This is a genomic window from Mycoplasma sp. 613B (assembly GCF_054343485.1).
The window spans coordinates 1-15,879 of sequence record NZ_JBTGVH010000011.1; the positions used below are offsets into that span (position 1 = coordinate 1).

General features: G+C 25.9%; 16 protein-coding genes. 7 read left to right on the forward strand and 9 right to left on the reverse strand.

All coding sequences use genetic code 4. The features are described 5' to 3' along the window. Nucleotides 1–99: 99 nt before the first annotated feature. Genes ACXX87_RS02360 through ACXX87_RS02400 form a run of 9 tightly spaced genes read right to left on the reverse strand, consistent with a single transcriptional unit; the run spans nucleotide 100 to nucleotide 6,748 of the window. A complete protein-coding gene (locus ACXX87_RS02360) occupies nucleotides 100–477 on the reverse strand; it encodes a hypothetical protein (RefSeq protein ID WP_436358375.1) in 378 nt (125 codons plus the stop codon). 9 nt (nucleotides 478–486) lie between these two features. Next, nucleotides 487–1,881, reverse strand: a complete 1,395-nt coding sequence (gene atpD / locus ACXX87_RS02365; RefSeq protein WP_458573206.1) for a F0F1 ATP synthase subunit beta — start codon at nucleotides 1,879–1,881, stop codon at nucleotides 487–489. Between the two features lie 19 nt (nucleotides 1,882–1,900). Then, nucleotides 1,901–2,755: an ATP synthase F1 subunit gamma gene (gene atpG, locus ACXX87_RS02370; protein ID WP_436358373.1), complete on the reverse strand. Its 855-nt coding sequence runs from the start codon at nucleotides 2,753–2,755 to the stop codon at nucleotides 1,901–1,903. Between the two features lie 3 nt (nucleotides 2,756–2,758). Then, on the reverse strand, nucleotides 2,759–4,321 hold the full coding sequence (gene atpA, locus ACXX87_RS02375; RefSeq protein WP_458573207.1) for a F0F1 ATP synthase subunit alpha: 1,563 nt from the start codon (nucleotides 4,319–4,321) through the stop codon (nucleotides 2,759–2,761). Between the two features lies 1 nt (nucleotide 4,322). Next, nucleotides 4,323–4,880: a F0F1 ATP synthase subunit delta gene (locus ACXX87_RS02380; RefSeq protein WP_458573208.1), complete on the reverse strand. Its 558-nt coding sequence runs from the start codon at nucleotides 4,878–4,880 to the stop codon at nucleotides 4,323–4,325. A gap of 2 nt (nucleotides 4,881–4,882) precedes the next feature. Next, nucleotides 4,883–5,443 carry a F0F1 ATP synthase subunit B gene (atpF, locus tag ACXX87_RS02385; protein WP_458557367.1) on the reverse strand — a complete coding sequence of 187 codons (561 nt, stop codon included), beginning with the start codon at nucleotides 5,441–5,443 and terminating at the stop codon, nucleotides 4,883–4,885. Nucleotides 5,444–5,449: 6 nt separating this feature from the next. Continuing rightward, complete coding sequence (atpE, locus tag ACXX87_RS02390) at nucleotides 5,450–5,734, reverse strand: ATP synthase F0 subunit C (protein WP_458557368.1); 285 nt, start codon at nucleotides 5,732–5,734, stop codon at nucleotides 5,450–5,452. Between the two features lie 23 nt (nucleotides 5,735–5,757). Beyond that, entirely contained in the window at nucleotides 5,758–6,444 is a 687-nt protein-coding gene (locus ACXX87_RS02395; RefSeq protein WP_458557369.1) for a F0F1 ATP synthase subunit A, read from the reverse strand. Next, the gene (locus tag ACXX87_RS02400) at nucleotides 6,437–6,748 is read right to left on the reverse strand and encodes a hypothetical protein (protein ID WP_458573209.1); all 312 of its coding nucleotides are present in this window, start codon (nucleotides 6,746–6,748) and stop codon (nucleotides 6,437–6,439) included. The genes ACXX87_RS02395 and ACXX87_RS02400 overlap by 8 nt, the downstream gene beginning before the upstream one ends. Before the next feature lie 402 nt (nucleotides 6,749–7,150). Here ACXX87_RS02400 and mraZ point away from each other — a divergent pair, with 402 nt between their 5' ends. The 7 genes from mraZ to ACXX87_RS02435 all read left to right on the forward strand — a co-directional run bounded on the left by mraZ (nucleotide 7,151) and on the right by ACXX87_RS02435 (nucleotide 15,824). Continuing rightward, complete coding sequence (mraZ, locus tag ACXX87_RS02405; RefSeq protein WP_436358366.1) at nucleotides 7,151–7,591, forward strand: division/cell wall cluster transcriptional repressor MraZ; 441 nt, start codon at nucleotides 7,151–7,153, stop codon at nucleotides 7,589–7,591. Further along, entirely contained in the window at nucleotides 7,591–8,493 is a 903-nt protein-coding gene (gene rsmH, locus ACXX87_RS02410; RefSeq protein WP_458573210.1) for a 16S rRNA (cytosine(1402)-N(4))-methyltransferase RsmH, read from the forward strand. The genes mraZ and rsmH overlap by 1 nt, the downstream gene beginning before the upstream one ends. Before the next feature lie 3 nt (nucleotides 8,494–8,496). Beyond that, nucleotides 8,497–9,723, forward strand: a complete 1,227-nt coding sequence (locus tag ACXX87_RS02415; protein ID WP_436358364.1) for a hypothetical protein — start codon at nucleotides 8,497–8,499, stop codon at nucleotides 9,721–9,723. Beyond that, entirely contained in the window at nucleotides 9,716–10,885 is a 1,170-nt protein-coding gene (locus tag ACXX87_RS02420) for a cell division protein FtsZ (RefSeq protein ID WP_458560653.1), read from the forward strand. The genes ACXX87_RS02415 and ACXX87_RS02420 overlap by 8 nt, the downstream gene beginning before the upstream one ends. 113 nt (nucleotides 10,886–10,998) lie before the next feature. Continuing rightward, nucleotides 10,999–12,078 carry a nicotinate-nucleotide adenylyltransferase gene (locus ACXX87_RS02425; RefSeq protein WP_436358362.1) on the forward strand — a complete coding sequence of 360 codons (1,080 nt, stop codon included), beginning with the start codon at nucleotides 10,999–11,001 and terminating at the stop codon, nucleotides 12,076–12,078. Further along, nucleotides 12,053–12,733, forward strand: a complete 681-nt coding sequence (locus ACXX87_RS02430; protein WP_458573211.1) for a phosphorylase family protein — start codon at nucleotides 12,053–12,055, stop codon at nucleotides 12,731–12,733. The genes ACXX87_RS02425 and ACXX87_RS02430 overlap by 26 nt, the downstream gene beginning before the upstream one ends. A gap of 1,645 nt (nucleotides 12,734–14,378) precedes the next feature. Next, nucleotides 14,379–15,824 carry an MAG3090 family protein gene (locus ACXX87_RS02435; RefSeq protein WP_458573212.1) on the forward strand — a complete coding sequence of 482 codons (1,446 nt, stop codon included), beginning with the start codon at nucleotides 14,379–14,381 and terminating at the stop codon, nucleotides 15,822–15,824. Nucleotides 15,825–15,879: the final 55 nt, after the last annotated feature.

Consider the following 15,879-nt stretch of genomic DNA (forward strand, 5'->3'; position numbering starts at 1 on the left):
CAACCAAAAAAATGGTTGATTTTGTCTTTTTTGCTATTAACTGGGAAACTCGGGATAAAAGGAAAAAAATCAAGATCAAAAAAATAGTCCTTAATTGGACTATTTTTGTGCTTTTTCTATCTCTTTTTTAATTTGAATTTCTTTTTGTACATCTTCTATTGAACTTTTAGCTTTGGTATCATGAGTTTTATTGGATTCATCATTAATGTCAATGATATTTGAATCATATGATACTGAATCACTAATAATAGTTATTAATTCTTTTTGAGCATATACAATTGCAGATTTAATATAAATTATTTCTTCTTTGTTTTCGCTTTTGATAAAAGCTTTGGATGGAACTATTGATGCAACAAATGGTTGAATTCCATATTGCAATCCTTTATATCCTTCAGTGGTTTTTAAAGTAATAATTTCGATATTTTTTTCTAAAAATACCCCATTAGGAGTAATTATTTTTAGTTTAGTTATTTTCATAATTAATAATTAAAGTTTTTTAGCTTTTTCAATTGCTTCTTCAATTGAACCAACATATAAAAATGCTTCTTCTGGTAATGAATCGTGTTTACCTTCAATGATTTCTTTGAAACTTCTAATTGTATCTTCTAATGGTAAAAATTTACCTGAAATACCTGAGAATTTTTCAGCAACAAAGAAAGGTTGAGATAAGAAGTTTCTAAGTCTTCTTGCTCTTGAAACAGTTCTTTTATCTTCTTCAGAAAGTTCATCCATACCAAGGATAGCAATAATATCTTGTAATTCTTTAAATTTTTGTAAAATTTCTAAAACTTTTCTAGCAACACTATAGTGTTCTTCACCAATTACAAGCGGATCAAGCATTCTTGAACCTGAAGCAAGTGGATCAACTGCTGGATAAATACCAAGAGCAGCAATGTTTCTATCTAGAACTGTTTTAGCATCTAGGTGAGCAAATGTTGTTGCAGGTGCAGGGTCAGTTAAGTCATCTGCAGGCACATAAACTGCTTGTACTGAAGTTATAGAACCATTTCTTGTAGAAGTAATTCTTTCTTGCAATTGTCCCATTTCTGTAGCAAGAGTTGGTTGGTAACCAACCGCTGAAGGGATTCTTCCAAGTAATGTAGATACTTCGGAACCTGCTTGAGTAAATCTAAAGATATTATCAATAAATAAAAGAACGTCTTGATTTAGTTTATCTCTAAAGTATTCAGCCATTGTTAGTCCTGTTAAAGCAACTCTCATTCTAGCTCCGGGAGGTTCGTTCATTTGACCAAAAACAAGTGCTGTTTTGTCTAAAACTCCTGCAGCTTTCATTTCGTGATAGAGATCATTACCTTCTCTTGAACGTTCTCCAACTCCTGCAAAAACAGAGAGACCACCATGTTGAGTAGCTATGTTGTTAATAAGTTCTTGCACAAGAACTGTTTTTCCAACTCCAGCTCCACCAAATAAACCGATTTTTCCACCTTTAACATAAGGGATTAATAAGTCGATAACCTTAATTCCTGTAACTAAAATTTCAGAAGTTGATTTTTGATCTTCGTAAGTTGGTGGAGTAGCGTGGATAGGCATTTTTAGTTTTGCATCCACTGAACCTAATTCATCAATAGGTTCACCAAGCACATTGAACATTCTAGAAAGAATTTCTTTTCCTACAGGTACTTGAATTGGTTTTCCTGTATCTACAACTTCAAGTCCTTTAGAAAGTCCATAAGTCATTTCCATGGCGATAGTTCTAACTACATCATCACCAATGTGTTGTTCAACTTCAAGGATAATTTTTTTGTTGGCATTAAGATTAACTTCTAAAGCATTAAGTAAAGCTGGAAGTTTACCTGATTCAAATTTTACGTCAATAACTGGACCTAAAATTTGAACAATTTTACCTATATTTTTTTCCATAGTTTCCTTCCTTTCTTTATTATTTTGTTGTTGTTCCACCTATTATCTCAGTTATTTCTTGAGTAATAGAAGATTGTCTTGCTCTATTAAAGACAATTTGTAAATTGTTAATAATTTCATCTGCATTATTTGATGCATTTTCCATAGCTGTTCTTCTTGAAGACATTTCGGAAATTTTAGATTCAGCTAAAGCATTGTAAATTGTAGAACCCATATATAAAGGGATAAGATTTTTTAAAATAATTTCTGGATTAGGTTCAAATTCTACTAAGACATTATTTTCATTGTCGCTAATATTAAAATCACTTTTTTGATCGTTATTTAGTGGTAACAATTTTTTAATTAGTGGTTCATAAAGCACACTATTAATAAATTTGGTATAAACTAAATTTACTTCTGAAACTGATTTAGATTCTAAAAGTTCTTTTATTTTGTTGATAACATTATTTACTAGTGAATAGTTTAAGTCATCTCCATAGTTAGAATGTTTTTGAATAACTTGAGTTTCAAAGTCTTTAAAAAGGGAAATTCCTTTATTTCCGAAAATTATTAGTTTATCATTTTTACCAATTTCCTTTTTAGTTAATTTGTAGATATTGCTGTTATATCCACCACATAATCCTAAATCGGAAGTAATGATAATAAATAATTTTGGTGCTTCTTTATTTAAAGTAAAAATTTCGCTAATGTTTTTAGTTTTTTGTGCTAATGAACTTAAAATGCTTTTGATAGAATTTGAATATTCTTGAATAGAAAGGAAATTATTTTTCATTCTTCTTAATTTAGCACTGGAGAGTAATTCCATTGCTTTAGTTATTTTTCTTGTATTTGAAATTAAATTAATTCTAGTTTTTATTTTTTGATTAGAAGCCATTTTCTATAACTCCGGCATTGCAGGATATAAAGAAGCATCATAGTTAGGAATTTTGTTGATAAATTCTAAAATAAAACTTCTTATTAATTTTTTAAATTCAACTAATAATTCGTCGTTAAATGCTCTTTCTTTAATCAATTCAGCCTTTAATTCTAAGGCTTTAGTATCGCTGTTTATAAAGTTAACTAATTCATCTCTATATTGTAAAATGTATTCTTTTGGAATTGGATTAATTAGTTTATCTTTAACAGAAAGTAAAATAATGGCTTGATCGTTTTGGTCAAAATGAATATATTGTCATTGTTTTAACAATTCATAAACTTTAGAACCGTGATCTAAAATTCTTCTTGTTGTTTCATCTAAATCTGAACCAAATTGAGCAAATGATTTTAATTCATTATATTGAGCTAATTGTAATTTCAATGAAGAAGAAACAAATTTCATAGCTTTAGTTTGAGCACTTGAACCAACCCTAGAAACAGAGAAACCAACATCAACAGCAGGTTTTTGTCCAGAGTTAAATAAAGCCTCTTTCATAAAGATTTGACCATCTGTTATAGAAATAACGTTTGTAGGAATATATGCTGAAATATCCCCTGCTTGTGTTTCTATAATAGGTAGTGCTGTAATTGAACCACCACCATTTTCTTGATTAAGTTTAGCAGCTCTTTCAAGTAAATATGAGTGTTGGTAGAAGATATCTCCTGGATATGCTTCTCTACCAGGTGGTCTTCTTAAAAGAAGTGAAAGTGTACGGTAAGCAACTGCGTGTTTTGATAAATCATCATAAACAATTAGCACATTTTTCCCTTTATACATTCACTCTTCGGCAATAGTTACTCCTGAGTAAGGAGCAATATATTGTAAAGGAGCAAGTTCAGAAGCTCCAGCAACAACAACTGTTGTATATTCCATTGCACCACTGTTTTGAAGTTTATTAACAATTTGTGCAACTGTTGAATTTTTTTGTCCTATAGCAACATAAACACAGTTAACATTTTGTCCTTTTTGGTTTAAAATTGCATCAATAGCAACAGCAGTTTTTCCTGTTTGACGGTCACCGATAATTAATTCACGTTGACCTTTTCCAATTGGAACCATTGAGTCAATAGCTAATATACCTGTTTTTAAAGGTTCGTTAACTTCTTTTCTTTTCATAACTCCAGGAGCTTCAACAAAGATTTCTCTTCTTTTGCTAAAGTCAATTGCACCTTTACCATCAATAGGTTCTCCAAGAGCATTAATAACTCTTCCAACCATTTGTTCTCCGACAGGAACAGAAATGATTTTTTTAGTTCTTTTAACTAAATCGCCTTCAACAACTTGGTTTTCTTTACCCATGATAACAACTCCGACAAAGTCGCTTTCTATGTTTAAAGCCATACCATAAATGTTATTAGGAAATTCAACTAGTTCCCCAAGACCAACCTTTTCTAGTCCGGATACAAGAGCGATTCCGTCACCAACTGAAATTACTTTTCCAACTTCGTCAGAAATGATTTTTTTGCCATATGACTTAATTTGTGCTTTTATTAATGCTGAAATATCACTTGTTTTTAATGGCATATTATTTTTCTCTCTTTCCTTTAAGTATATGATCTTTTATTTGATTTAATTGAGAATTGATTGAATTTTCAAAAATTAAATCATCTATAATAATTTTGATACCAGCAATTAGTTTTTTATCAATTTCATTTTTTAAAATTACTTTTTTATTGATTTTTGTTTCAATAAAATCAATAATTTTGTCCATATATTCTTTATTCAACTTATGACTTGAATAAACAACACCTTTTTTCTGTTTTAAATAGTCAAGAGCATATTTTTCAAATTTATTAAAAATATAATTAATTGAACTTATAAAGTGATTTTGAACTAAAAGTTTAATCATATTTACAAGTTCTGCTTGATAAGTTTTTGCAAAAGAAGCATCAATTAATTCTTCTTTTAGTTCAAATTCAATCTCAAAACTTTTTAAATATGGAAGTAAATCTTCTTCTTTTTTAAAGATTTCACTTAATTTTTCTGTTTGTTTGTAAAAAACATCAACTTTTCTTTGTTCTAATGCAATTTGAAAAATAGCTTGTGCATAACCATTAATTCTTTCACTACTTATTGTATTCATAATTATTCATAAACCTCATTAAGCAATTTATCAATAAGTTCTTTTTCTTCGTAGTGACTTACGTGTTTTTCTAAAATTTTTGATGCTAATTTAGTTGCAACTGTAATAATTTCTTCTCTAGATTCCTCTTCAAATTTCTTTTGTTGCTGTGAAATATTTTTGTGTCCATCTTCAATAATTCTTTTTGCTTCTCTTTTAGCATTAGTAATATATTGATTTGCTATTTTTTCAGACTCAATTTTAGCTTGGTTAATGATACCAGCTGCTGCAATTCTTGCTTCTCAAAGCTCTGTATTTCTTTTTTCTTCTAAAACTATGGATTTTTCTTTATTTTTGACACTTTCATCGATGTTATCTTGAATGAATTGTCTTCTTTCTTCAATTACCTTTTTAATAGGTTTATGAACAAAGAAAAATAAAGAAAAGAATACAATTAAGAAGGCGATAACAGTTGCAAGAATTACTCAAGGGTTTGGAAAAATATTTTTAAATAGATTGGAAATATCTTCACTTGCATCAACTTTTCCATCTGAACTGAATTGTTTTAAAATTAATTGATCCATTTTAATCTAATAAACAAAAATTAAAAGTATTGCAATAACAAGTGCATAAATTGAAGAAGTTTCAGCAATAGCAGCACCAATAATCATTAATTTGTTGATTTTTTTCTCTGCTTCTGGGTTTCTCCCTACAGCTTCAGCAGCTTTACCTGCTGCAAATCCTTGACCAGCTCCAACACCAAGAGCTCCAACCATAGCTAGACCTGCTCCAATTGCAACAAGACCAATCCCTGTAGAATTTGCTGAAACTTTAGGATCTAATTTTGAAGCAATTTCGATAATTTCATTTGTCATTTTAAAATCTCCTTATTTTATTATTATTCAACTTCAGCATTTGTACTTCAATAAGTTGTAGTTAGTAAAGTGAAGACATATGCTTGAATTACTACACCAAAAATATCAAAATAGAATATTAGTGGCGCAAAGAATATTGCTGCTGGCAAGTTAAAAACGCTAAATCCAGCTATTGGCAATAATGATCATACAAATTGTGTACCTGCATAAAATAAAATCAAAATAGTTGAACCACCAATTATATTACCAAACATCCTGAATGATAAAGAAATTAATGGTGCAGGAATTGAAATTATTTCAAGTGGATTAAGAAATTTTTTGAAAAATCTCCATTTTTGCATAGTAATACCTATGACATAAATTCCACTTCAGGATACAAAAGCCAATGTGAATGTTACGGAATATGTACTTCCTATCGGTTCTAATCCAAATAAAGAAAGTAGATTTCCAAAAAGTAAAAAGGTAAATAAAGTAAATATATAAGGTTTAATATTTGTTGACAATTTACCTTTAACACCACTTTCATCTACAATTGATTCGACAATACCGAAGTATTGTTCAGTTATATAAACAACCGTTGTAGGTGCTTTATCTTTTTTTGTTTTTTTAATTTGAAAGTATAAAATCAATGATGTTACAACAACTAAAAAAACTAATATAAAAAGAGTAAAAAGTTGTGGTTGATTTCAATTTTCTAATCATTTATCCATTCTTTTTATCCTTTATTTTTTTAATAATTAAATTAATTACAACAACTGGTAAAACAAGTGAATTTCCAATAATATAAGTTATTAAATTTATAGGAAACAAAATAACTTGTATGTCATTTGTATTTGTAAATGCTTTATTAATAAAGATAATAGCAATGATTAATAAAGCATGGAATATTAATGAAAATAAACTAAAGACGATTCCAATTGTGTAAAAAAAATTCTTTTTTTTGCTATTTGTATTAATATTAACCTTTTTTAGTAACTCTAAAGTAAAAATTTTACTAAAAAAAGTTATATTCACAGAAATAAATGAAAAAATTCATCCTAATAGCAGAGAATAATTTCAAATAGAAAAAATAACAAAAACTATAAAAACTATTAAATATATAAAAATATATAAAAATATCAAGTTCAAAAATTCTTTTATTTTTTCTTTCAATATAACTCCATTTTGACAAGATTTCTCAAGTCCTTATAATTTTATTCTTTTTTGCAAAAAAGCATATATTTTTTAGCAAATTATATGAAAAAGATAAAAAAATAACAAAAAAACACTGTAAAGTGTGTTTTTTGCTAAAAAAAGTTTTTTCAAATCATTTCAAATCTTTTTTGGCAAAAATAAAATATGAAAAAAAATTATCTTTTTTTATAAAAAAGTTCAAAAAAAGTATTATAATGTGGTAGATAGTGGTAAGGAGTGGTAATGTTTGGAAGTCATTTAAAAACTATTGACGAAAAGAACAGAATCATAATCCCTTCTAATTTCAGAGAAAAATTAGGTGATTATGTTTATGTTTCAATCGGTTTAGATAAAGTCATTGAAATTCGTTCTAAAGAAGAATTTGACTTAATCAAAGAAAAACTTAAAAAAAATAACTCTTTAAATAAAGCAGTTAGAGAATTTGCAAGATTTTTCTTTGGAAATACAACTGATGTAACTATTGACAAAGTTGGAAGAATTGTCTTACCAAAAACATTATTAAAAACTTGCTCTATCGAAAAAGAAGCGTATTTAATTGGGGTTGGAGAAAAATTAGAACTCTGACCAAAAGAAAAATACGAAAAACAGCAATCTAAATTCCTTGATGATGAAGAGATGGATGAGCTCCAAAAAACTTTATTTGAAAGTGGAGTTGAATTATAATGGAACATTTTCCTGTTTTATTAAAAGAAGTAATTGAAAAATTAGAAATTAATGAAAATGGTATATATCTAGATTTAACGCTCGGAAGAGCGGGACACTCATCTAAGATTTTAGAAAAACTTAAAAATGGTCATCTATATGCATTTGATAAGGATATTGAAGCAATTAAGAAAAGTGAACAAAAACTCAGCTCAATATCTAAGAATTTCACTTTAATTCATAGTGATTTTAAAAATATCAAAAGCGAATTAGAAAAACTTAATATAAATAAAGTAGATGGTATATTAGTAGATTTAGGAGTTTCATCACCACAATTAGATGAAACTTCCAGAGGTTTTTCTTATAATAAGGATTATCGTCTAGATATGAGAATGGACCAAAGTCAAACTTTGGATGCTCATTATATTGTCAATAATTTTTCAGAAAGTGAATTAGTAGAAATATTTAAACAAAACGCTGATGTAATGCTCCCACAAAGAGTTGCGAAAGCTATAGTTCAATGCAGACCCATTAATACAACTTTAGAGTTGGTAGAAGTAATCAGGAAATCATTACCTGCTAAGGTTGTAAGAATGAAAAATCCTGCAAAAGCCGTATTTCAAGCTATTAGAATTGTTGTTAATAACGAATTAGAATCTCTAAATACTTTATTAGAAAATGCTATTGATTTTCTTAAAGTTAATGGAAAATTACTCATAATTTCCTTTCATTCAATCGAAGATCGAATAGTAAAGAAATTTTTTAAACAATTAATATCAGAAAATGAAGTTGATTATCGGATTCCGATAATGCAAGAAAAAAAATGAATTGCAAAATCAATTTTACCTTCTGATGAGGAAATAAAACAAAACAAAAGAAGTAGAAGTGCAAAATTACGTATTTTAACAAGATTAGTGGAGTAAAAAATGAAAAGAAATATAAAGGTTGTTGCTAAAATTGACACATCTTTACAAGAATGTGCAATCTTAGCTTTTGAAGAAATAAAAAACGAAAAAGTTTTAATCTTTAATGAAAAAAACTTATTACAAAAAGAAGTTTTTGATTTTTATAGAGATGCAATGCAGTCTCTAAATAAAAAAATCAAAACAAATATTAAAAAAATTTTTATTTCTTTGAGCGACAATTTTCTTTTTGAAACTAATCTCTATTCAGTTGAAACCGAAATTTTAAACCATAAAAAAACAATCACAAGTGAAGAAATAAATAGAAATTTAACTCAAGCAAAACAAAACAATTTAATTTCTAATCATACCTTTATTTCTATCATTCCACAAGAATACAAAACATATAAAAACGGTATATTAATTTATGAAGGTAATGAAAAACCTTTATTAAAAAATGCTGATTCTATTGAAATTAAGTATTCATTTACTTTTTTAGAAAACAATTTATATCAAGAAATAAATAATTTATTTTCACAATTAAATTTAGAAATTGAATCATTTTTTACTGAATTAATATCATTAGATAGACTTATTAATCTAGATTTAAATAATCAAGATTCTAAAAAAATAATAATTAATTTAAATAGTTCTAATACTAAAATTTCAGTTATAGAACAAGGGCATATTAAACAAATTAAAGATATTGCTTCTTCTTTTGCAGATATTAATAAAATAGTTGCAAAAGAATTAAATTTAGAAAAAAATCAAGTAGATGAACTAGTTAATATATATGGAGATAGCTTATCCATAATCAAACCCTCTACTAGTTTAATTAAAAATAAATTAACTGTTTTAGAATTTAAAACTGTGTTAGAAAAACATTATAACAAAATTGCTGAACTTGTTGTTAATGAAATCAAAAACATAGAAAATTACAGTGAATTTGCAATTTTTCTAAATAAAAAAGAAGAACAAAATACTATATTTTTATCTTTGATTGAACAAAAAATCAACAAAAAAATTATTATTTTTAACTCTAAATTCCACCCTTTAATTTCCAAAGATGCAAAAGAAATTTTAGAAGGAATAAAATATATCGAAAAATCATATAATAATATTGATTTAAGTAAAAGTGAACACTTTTTAATTAATACTCAACCTTATTCAACAGATGAATTAATTTTCAAAGGTAATAAATTCTTAAATTTTTTAAACAAATTACTAACAAAAAGGATAAAACATGCATAATACTTTTAAAAACAACATAAAAATAAAAGTTTTAGGTATTGGTGGTTGTGGAAACAACTCCATAAAAACCTTAATGGAATATAACTTACCTAATGTTGAATATATAGCATTAAATACAGATGCACAATCCTTGAGTTATTTTGATGAAAATAAAGTAATTTACCTTGGTGATTACGAAAAAAGAAAAGGCTTTGGTGCAGGAAGTAACCCTAAAATCGGTTTTGAATGTGCCTTAGAAAGTCAACAAGAAATAGAAGATAGAATCAAAGATGCAGATATTGTTATTATAGCTGCTGGAATGGGAAAAGGAACAGGAACTGGAGCATCTAAAGTTGTGGCAGAAATTGCTAAAAAAACTGCTTCTTTAGTTATTGCTGTAGTTACAACGCCTTTTGAACATGAAGGTGAAAGAATTAAAAATAATGCTCTTCAAGGAATTGAAGAACTTAAAAAAATAGTTGATGGACTAATTATTGTCTCTAATCAAAAACTACTTGCTAATTATGGTTCAGTTTCTAATGAACATTCACTTAAATTCTCTAATACAATATTAGAAAAAACCTTAAACATTATTAATGAAATAATTAATGAAGTTGGTGTTCAAAATGTCGATTTTGCCGATTTATTATTTGTAACTAAAAACAAAGGTGAAATAATAATGAATGATGCAAGCGCATCAGGTAAAGACAGAGCAGAAAAAGCAGCTCAAAAAGTTATTTTTTCCAACATTTTAGAACATGAAATTACAGGATGTACAGATGTTATCGTTAATATTAGCGGTTCAGCTGTAACTTTCCAAGAAATTAGTTTAATTATTGATTTAATTAAAAATGCAACAGGAGAAAATGTTAATATTATTCAAGGATTAATTTCTAAAAATAATAGTGATAAATCACTGAAAATTTCCCTAGTTGCTTCTGGTTTAGAAAGAAGTTCTAACTCTTATAAAAATTTAGATTTGATTAATAATACTGCTTCTATGTCAACTTTAGATTCTCAACACACAAACACTTATAGTGATTCTACATATAACAATAATGAAAGTTTTAATAGTCCATTATTTCAAAATAGTAGTATTTCAGAAGATTCAACAACTTTTAATGAAGAGGAAGAAGATAATTCAGAATTATCACTCCCTAGTTTTTTAAAGAACAACTTGTAAAACGATGTCTTAGAAGTTTGCAATATTAACTTTAAAAACCTTTAAAGCAAGTTTAAACTGGTTAAATTGAAGTTTTTCGCTTCAATTTTTCTTTTTTTTATTATAATTAAAAAATGAAAATTGGTATATTTGGAGGATCGTTTGATCCCATTCATAAAGGGCATATAAAGGTAGCAGAACAATCACTAAAAATTTTATCTCTAGATAAATTCTTTTTTGTTCCAGCTTTTAAAAGTCCATTTAAAACAAAAAGTAAATACGAAGATTGAAATGATCGTGTAAAAATGATCAATGATGTTAAACCAGAAAATACGGAAATTTCTTTATTTGAGATAAATCGTAAAGGAGTAAGTTACACTATTGACACTGTTAATTATTTTAAAAATAAATTCCCAAATGACGAATTATTTTTAATTTTAGGTTCAGATAATTTGGATAAATTACACAAATGAAAAGAGATAGAAAAAATCAGTTCATTAGTGAAAATTGTTATTTTTAAAAGGGAAAATAAACTAAATAAGGAAAATTTAAAAAAATTTAATTGTATTTTATTAAACAACGAAATTTTCCCCGCTTCTTCAACGGAAGTTAAATTAGGGGATTTTAGTAATTTATTTAACCAAACAATTGAATATATCGGAAAGAATTTTCTTTATATTTTAGAAATTTTAAATAACACTACAGATGCCAAGTTAAATAAACATTGTAGAGCAACAGCATCGCTTGCTGCTGAGTATGCAAAAAGTTTAAATTATAATGCAAAAATAGCTTGATTTTCTGGACTAGTTCATGATTTAACAAAAAGATGAACAATAGAAATGCATAGAGATTTTTTAGTAAAAAATGATATAGATGAAAAAGAAATTCCTGATTATAAATTACACCAAACTACAGCTTCTTTATGATTAGATAAATATTATAAAGTGCAAAATCCAGAAATAGTTAGAGCTATTTCTGTGCACACTTCTATTAATTATGAAATGTCAACTTTAGACAAGATTGTTTTTATGGCAGATAAATTGTGTCAAGGTAGAAAATGAGAAGGAATACAAGCTATTAGAAATTTAGCTTTTAGCGATTTTGATTTAGCTTTTAAAAAAGTAGTAGAGCATATTAAACATTTTAATTTAAACAAAACAACAGTTTCAAAAGAACAATTAGATATTTATGATTACTGACTTAACAAAGATTAAAAATGCATTGATAATTGCCGATCCAGAAGAAGAACATTTACTTATTCAAGAAGGATGAAACTTAAAAAAAACTATTAAAAAACTAAATAAAAAATTTTTAGTTTTTGAAAAAAATAATAATTTTCTAGTAGTTTTATATTCTGGTATTGGATTAATTAATGCTGCAAGTAGTACTACTTTACTACTTTCTGTTTTTAATAACATTGAAAATGTTTATAATTTTGGTGCAGTTGGTTCAATATCTAAAAAACATGATATTTTTGAGATAGTGATCCCAAAAAAATTTTTTAATATTGATACGCAAACTCCTTGATACAATTTTGGACAAACACCAGGGGAAAAACAGTATTTTTTAAATAAAATAAAAACAATAGAAAAAGTGAAATACAGCAATATCTGTTCTTCAAATTCATTTATTGATTCCAAAGAAAAAGCTATAGAATTCTATAAAAAAACAAAATGTGAAATATTTGATATGGAAAGTTTTGCCATTGCCCAAGTTTGTTCTCAAAATAAAATTAATTTTTTTAGTGTAAAAGCAATTTCTGACAAAATTTCGCAAGATGTAGATAATAAACTAGATATTAATTTTAGAATAAAAGAATCATCAAAAAAAGCCTTTTTATTTTTAATTAGCAAGATAATTGATAATTAATTTTCTTAATAATATTTATGTATTAAGAAAAGAGTGCTATAATAATAATGTAAAACAATTTTTCACAACCCAGTTTAATTTAAATAAATTAGATTAAACGAAAACTCCATTTCTACCGACAGTGGAGTTTTTTTAATAAAATTAGTATATTTACCATCGTTTTGTCTTTAAATTAAAATAATTTTCATTATTTTCTATTATTGATTGAACTAGTCACATTTTAATATTAGTACAGAATTTATTTTGTAACAAAACCAGAAAAAATCGGGATTTTTGGCGGATTTTGCTGAAATAAAATAGATAGGAAAATGTATTTGTTAAAGCAATTAACAATAAATCATTAGTGAAGATGACATTTTAATTAATAAAACCCCCCGAACATTTTGATTAATAATTTACAAATTTGCAAAAATTTTATAAATATTTCAGAAAAGTGCTATAATAATAATGTAAAACAATTTTTCACAACCAAGTTTAATTTAAATAAATTAAGTTAAACAAAAACTCCATTGCCACCTATATAATGGAGTTTTTTTATTTTCGACTTCAAAAAATAATTTTATTTTTTCAAACTTTATTTAAGTATAAATAAAATTATTATCCAGAGTTTTCCAGTTAATAGTAAAAAAGACAAAATCAACCAAAAATGGTTGATTTTATTGTTTTTGTTTTTCTTTATACTATTTTTGATAAAATTCCTTTTATAGCGTATTAATATTTGATATTATCTTTACTTTCATCAGTTTTATAATTTAAAGATTTACTTTAATTATTTTACTTTTAAATTCATTCAAAAACGATTGTTTGAAAATTAAATGCTCCTGTTTATGTCTATCATTCCCAAATATTTAGGATTATTTTCTAATTTTTATTATTACCAAAGATAACTTTTTAAATAATTTTTTAAAAACTTTACAACGGTTGGATATACTAATTATTATAAAAGAAAATTTCATTGTCAAACGGCACTATAATAGAATAACATTTAAAAAGAAAAAATATTTTTTAATACATAGTATCAACTTTTAAAAAAGTATTAAAAAAACCCGTCAATTAAGAATGACGGGACTCCATTTCCACCTATATAATGGAGTTTTTATATTAGGTCGTGAAAAATTAATTTTATTTTTTAAACTTTTACTTAATTATAAATAAAATGATTATTAATAAAATTAATATATTTTCCATGATTCTACTTTGAAATAAAACAATTTCTCACCCCTTTCTGTGACATAAAAACTTAGTCACATTTTAATATTACCACAGAATTTATTTTGTTACGAAAATACGGAAAAAGTTGGGTTTTTTGGTTTATTTTTCCTAAAATCAGTGTTAAAAAATCTTTTTAATTATTTTAAAAAATAAAGAATAATTTATAACTTGTTTACTTAGTTTTACATAGCAAAATTATTTAAAATTTTTATTTTTGATGTTTTTTCAAATATAAAGGAAAAAGCCTTTATATTAGGAAAATTTATGCAATATTTTAGTTTTTTATATAAAAAAATAAATAATTTTTAGAACTTTTAAGGTAAAAATTATGCATCAGTTTTTAAAATTGTTTTTTTTTTTTTTTGATTGTAATATAATTTATGAATAAAAACAAAATAAAAAGTATTTTATAAAATATACAAAAAGGAAAATTATGAAACGTTTATTATGCCAATTTAATAGAGACTTTGATAAAAAATTCTCTAAAACTTACCCATGAGTGTTAAAACACCCAAAACTAAAACACGGATTAGCTTTATTTAAAACAAGAAAAGAAGCTATGAACTGATTCTTAGCAGTAGGATATGAAAGTGCAATCTGATTCCAAACAGAAAAAAGAATCTTTGGTGGATTATTAATCATGGACAAAACTGAAGATGGTTTTGAATTTGAATTAAACACTGAAAAATTCGATGGAGACATTAAGTATGAAGAAGCAATGGAAGAATTTTACATTTTCCCAACTTCAAGATTAAGAAATCAAGAACAAGCAGATCAATTCTTAAAAGAAATAGTTGATTACAAAATTCTTGCTGATCACAAAACATATTTCCCAGCAAATGATGATTACATTCCAGAAAGAAAAATTTCAAGCAAAGATAGAGAAATTGAAAGATTAAACAGACAAATGGCAGATCTTGAAGAATTATTTAAAAATTCCAATGGATCTTATGCAAAAGAAATTGCTGTTTTAATGGAAAAATTAAGAGACAGTAACTCTGATAAAGAAGCTTTAAGAAAAGAAATTGAAAACTTAAAGAAAAAAATTCTTGAATCTTTAGATAAAGAACCAGAAAAAGTTATTGTTGAAAAAGAAAAACCTGTTTTTGTAGAAAAAGAAGTAGTTAAAGAAGTTGTAAAAGAAGTTCCTGTATACATTGAAAAAGAAGTAGTTAAGGAAGTTGTTAAAGAAGTTCCGGTATACATTGAAAAAGAAGTCGTAAATGAAGTAGTTAAAGAAGTTTACATTAACGAAGATAAAAAAGAACCAACAAAATACTCTAACTTCTATAATTTAGCTCCTTCAAAACAACTTGAAGCATTAGCAGTATATTCACAAAAACTTGAAAAAATTGCTTCTTCTTACGATGAAACAATGATCACATCAACTCAAGACAATAACCAAATCAAAAACGAATTAGATTTAGTATCTAAAGCATTAGAATCATTAGATCAAGCATTTAAAGATGATTATTCACAAAAACTATTACTTTTAGTTAAAAAAGCAACTAAAGAATCAAGTGATAAATTAATGGAAAAAATTAAAGTTTCAGAAGAGTTATTCTACTCAGATGAAAATGCAATTTACTATAAGAAAAATAAATTATCACATGAGTTGTCTTTCATCAATTATGAAAACAAACACATAGGATTTGTGGAAGAAAAGAATTATAAATATGGTGTTATTGAAAACTACAGTTTAAATAAATCACATTTCTTAGTATTTAAGAACAACGTAGTGCAAAAAGTAGAAAAATCAGATCAAAGTTCTGCTTTAACAAGCGGTTGAACAAGAAGATCTATTTGAACAACAATTATTTATTGAATCGCATACATAATTTTACTTGTAGTAGTAATTATTCTAGCAATTCAAATATAATATTTAACCTATATTTATTTACTCCAATATTAATAAAAGCAATATAAATATAGTA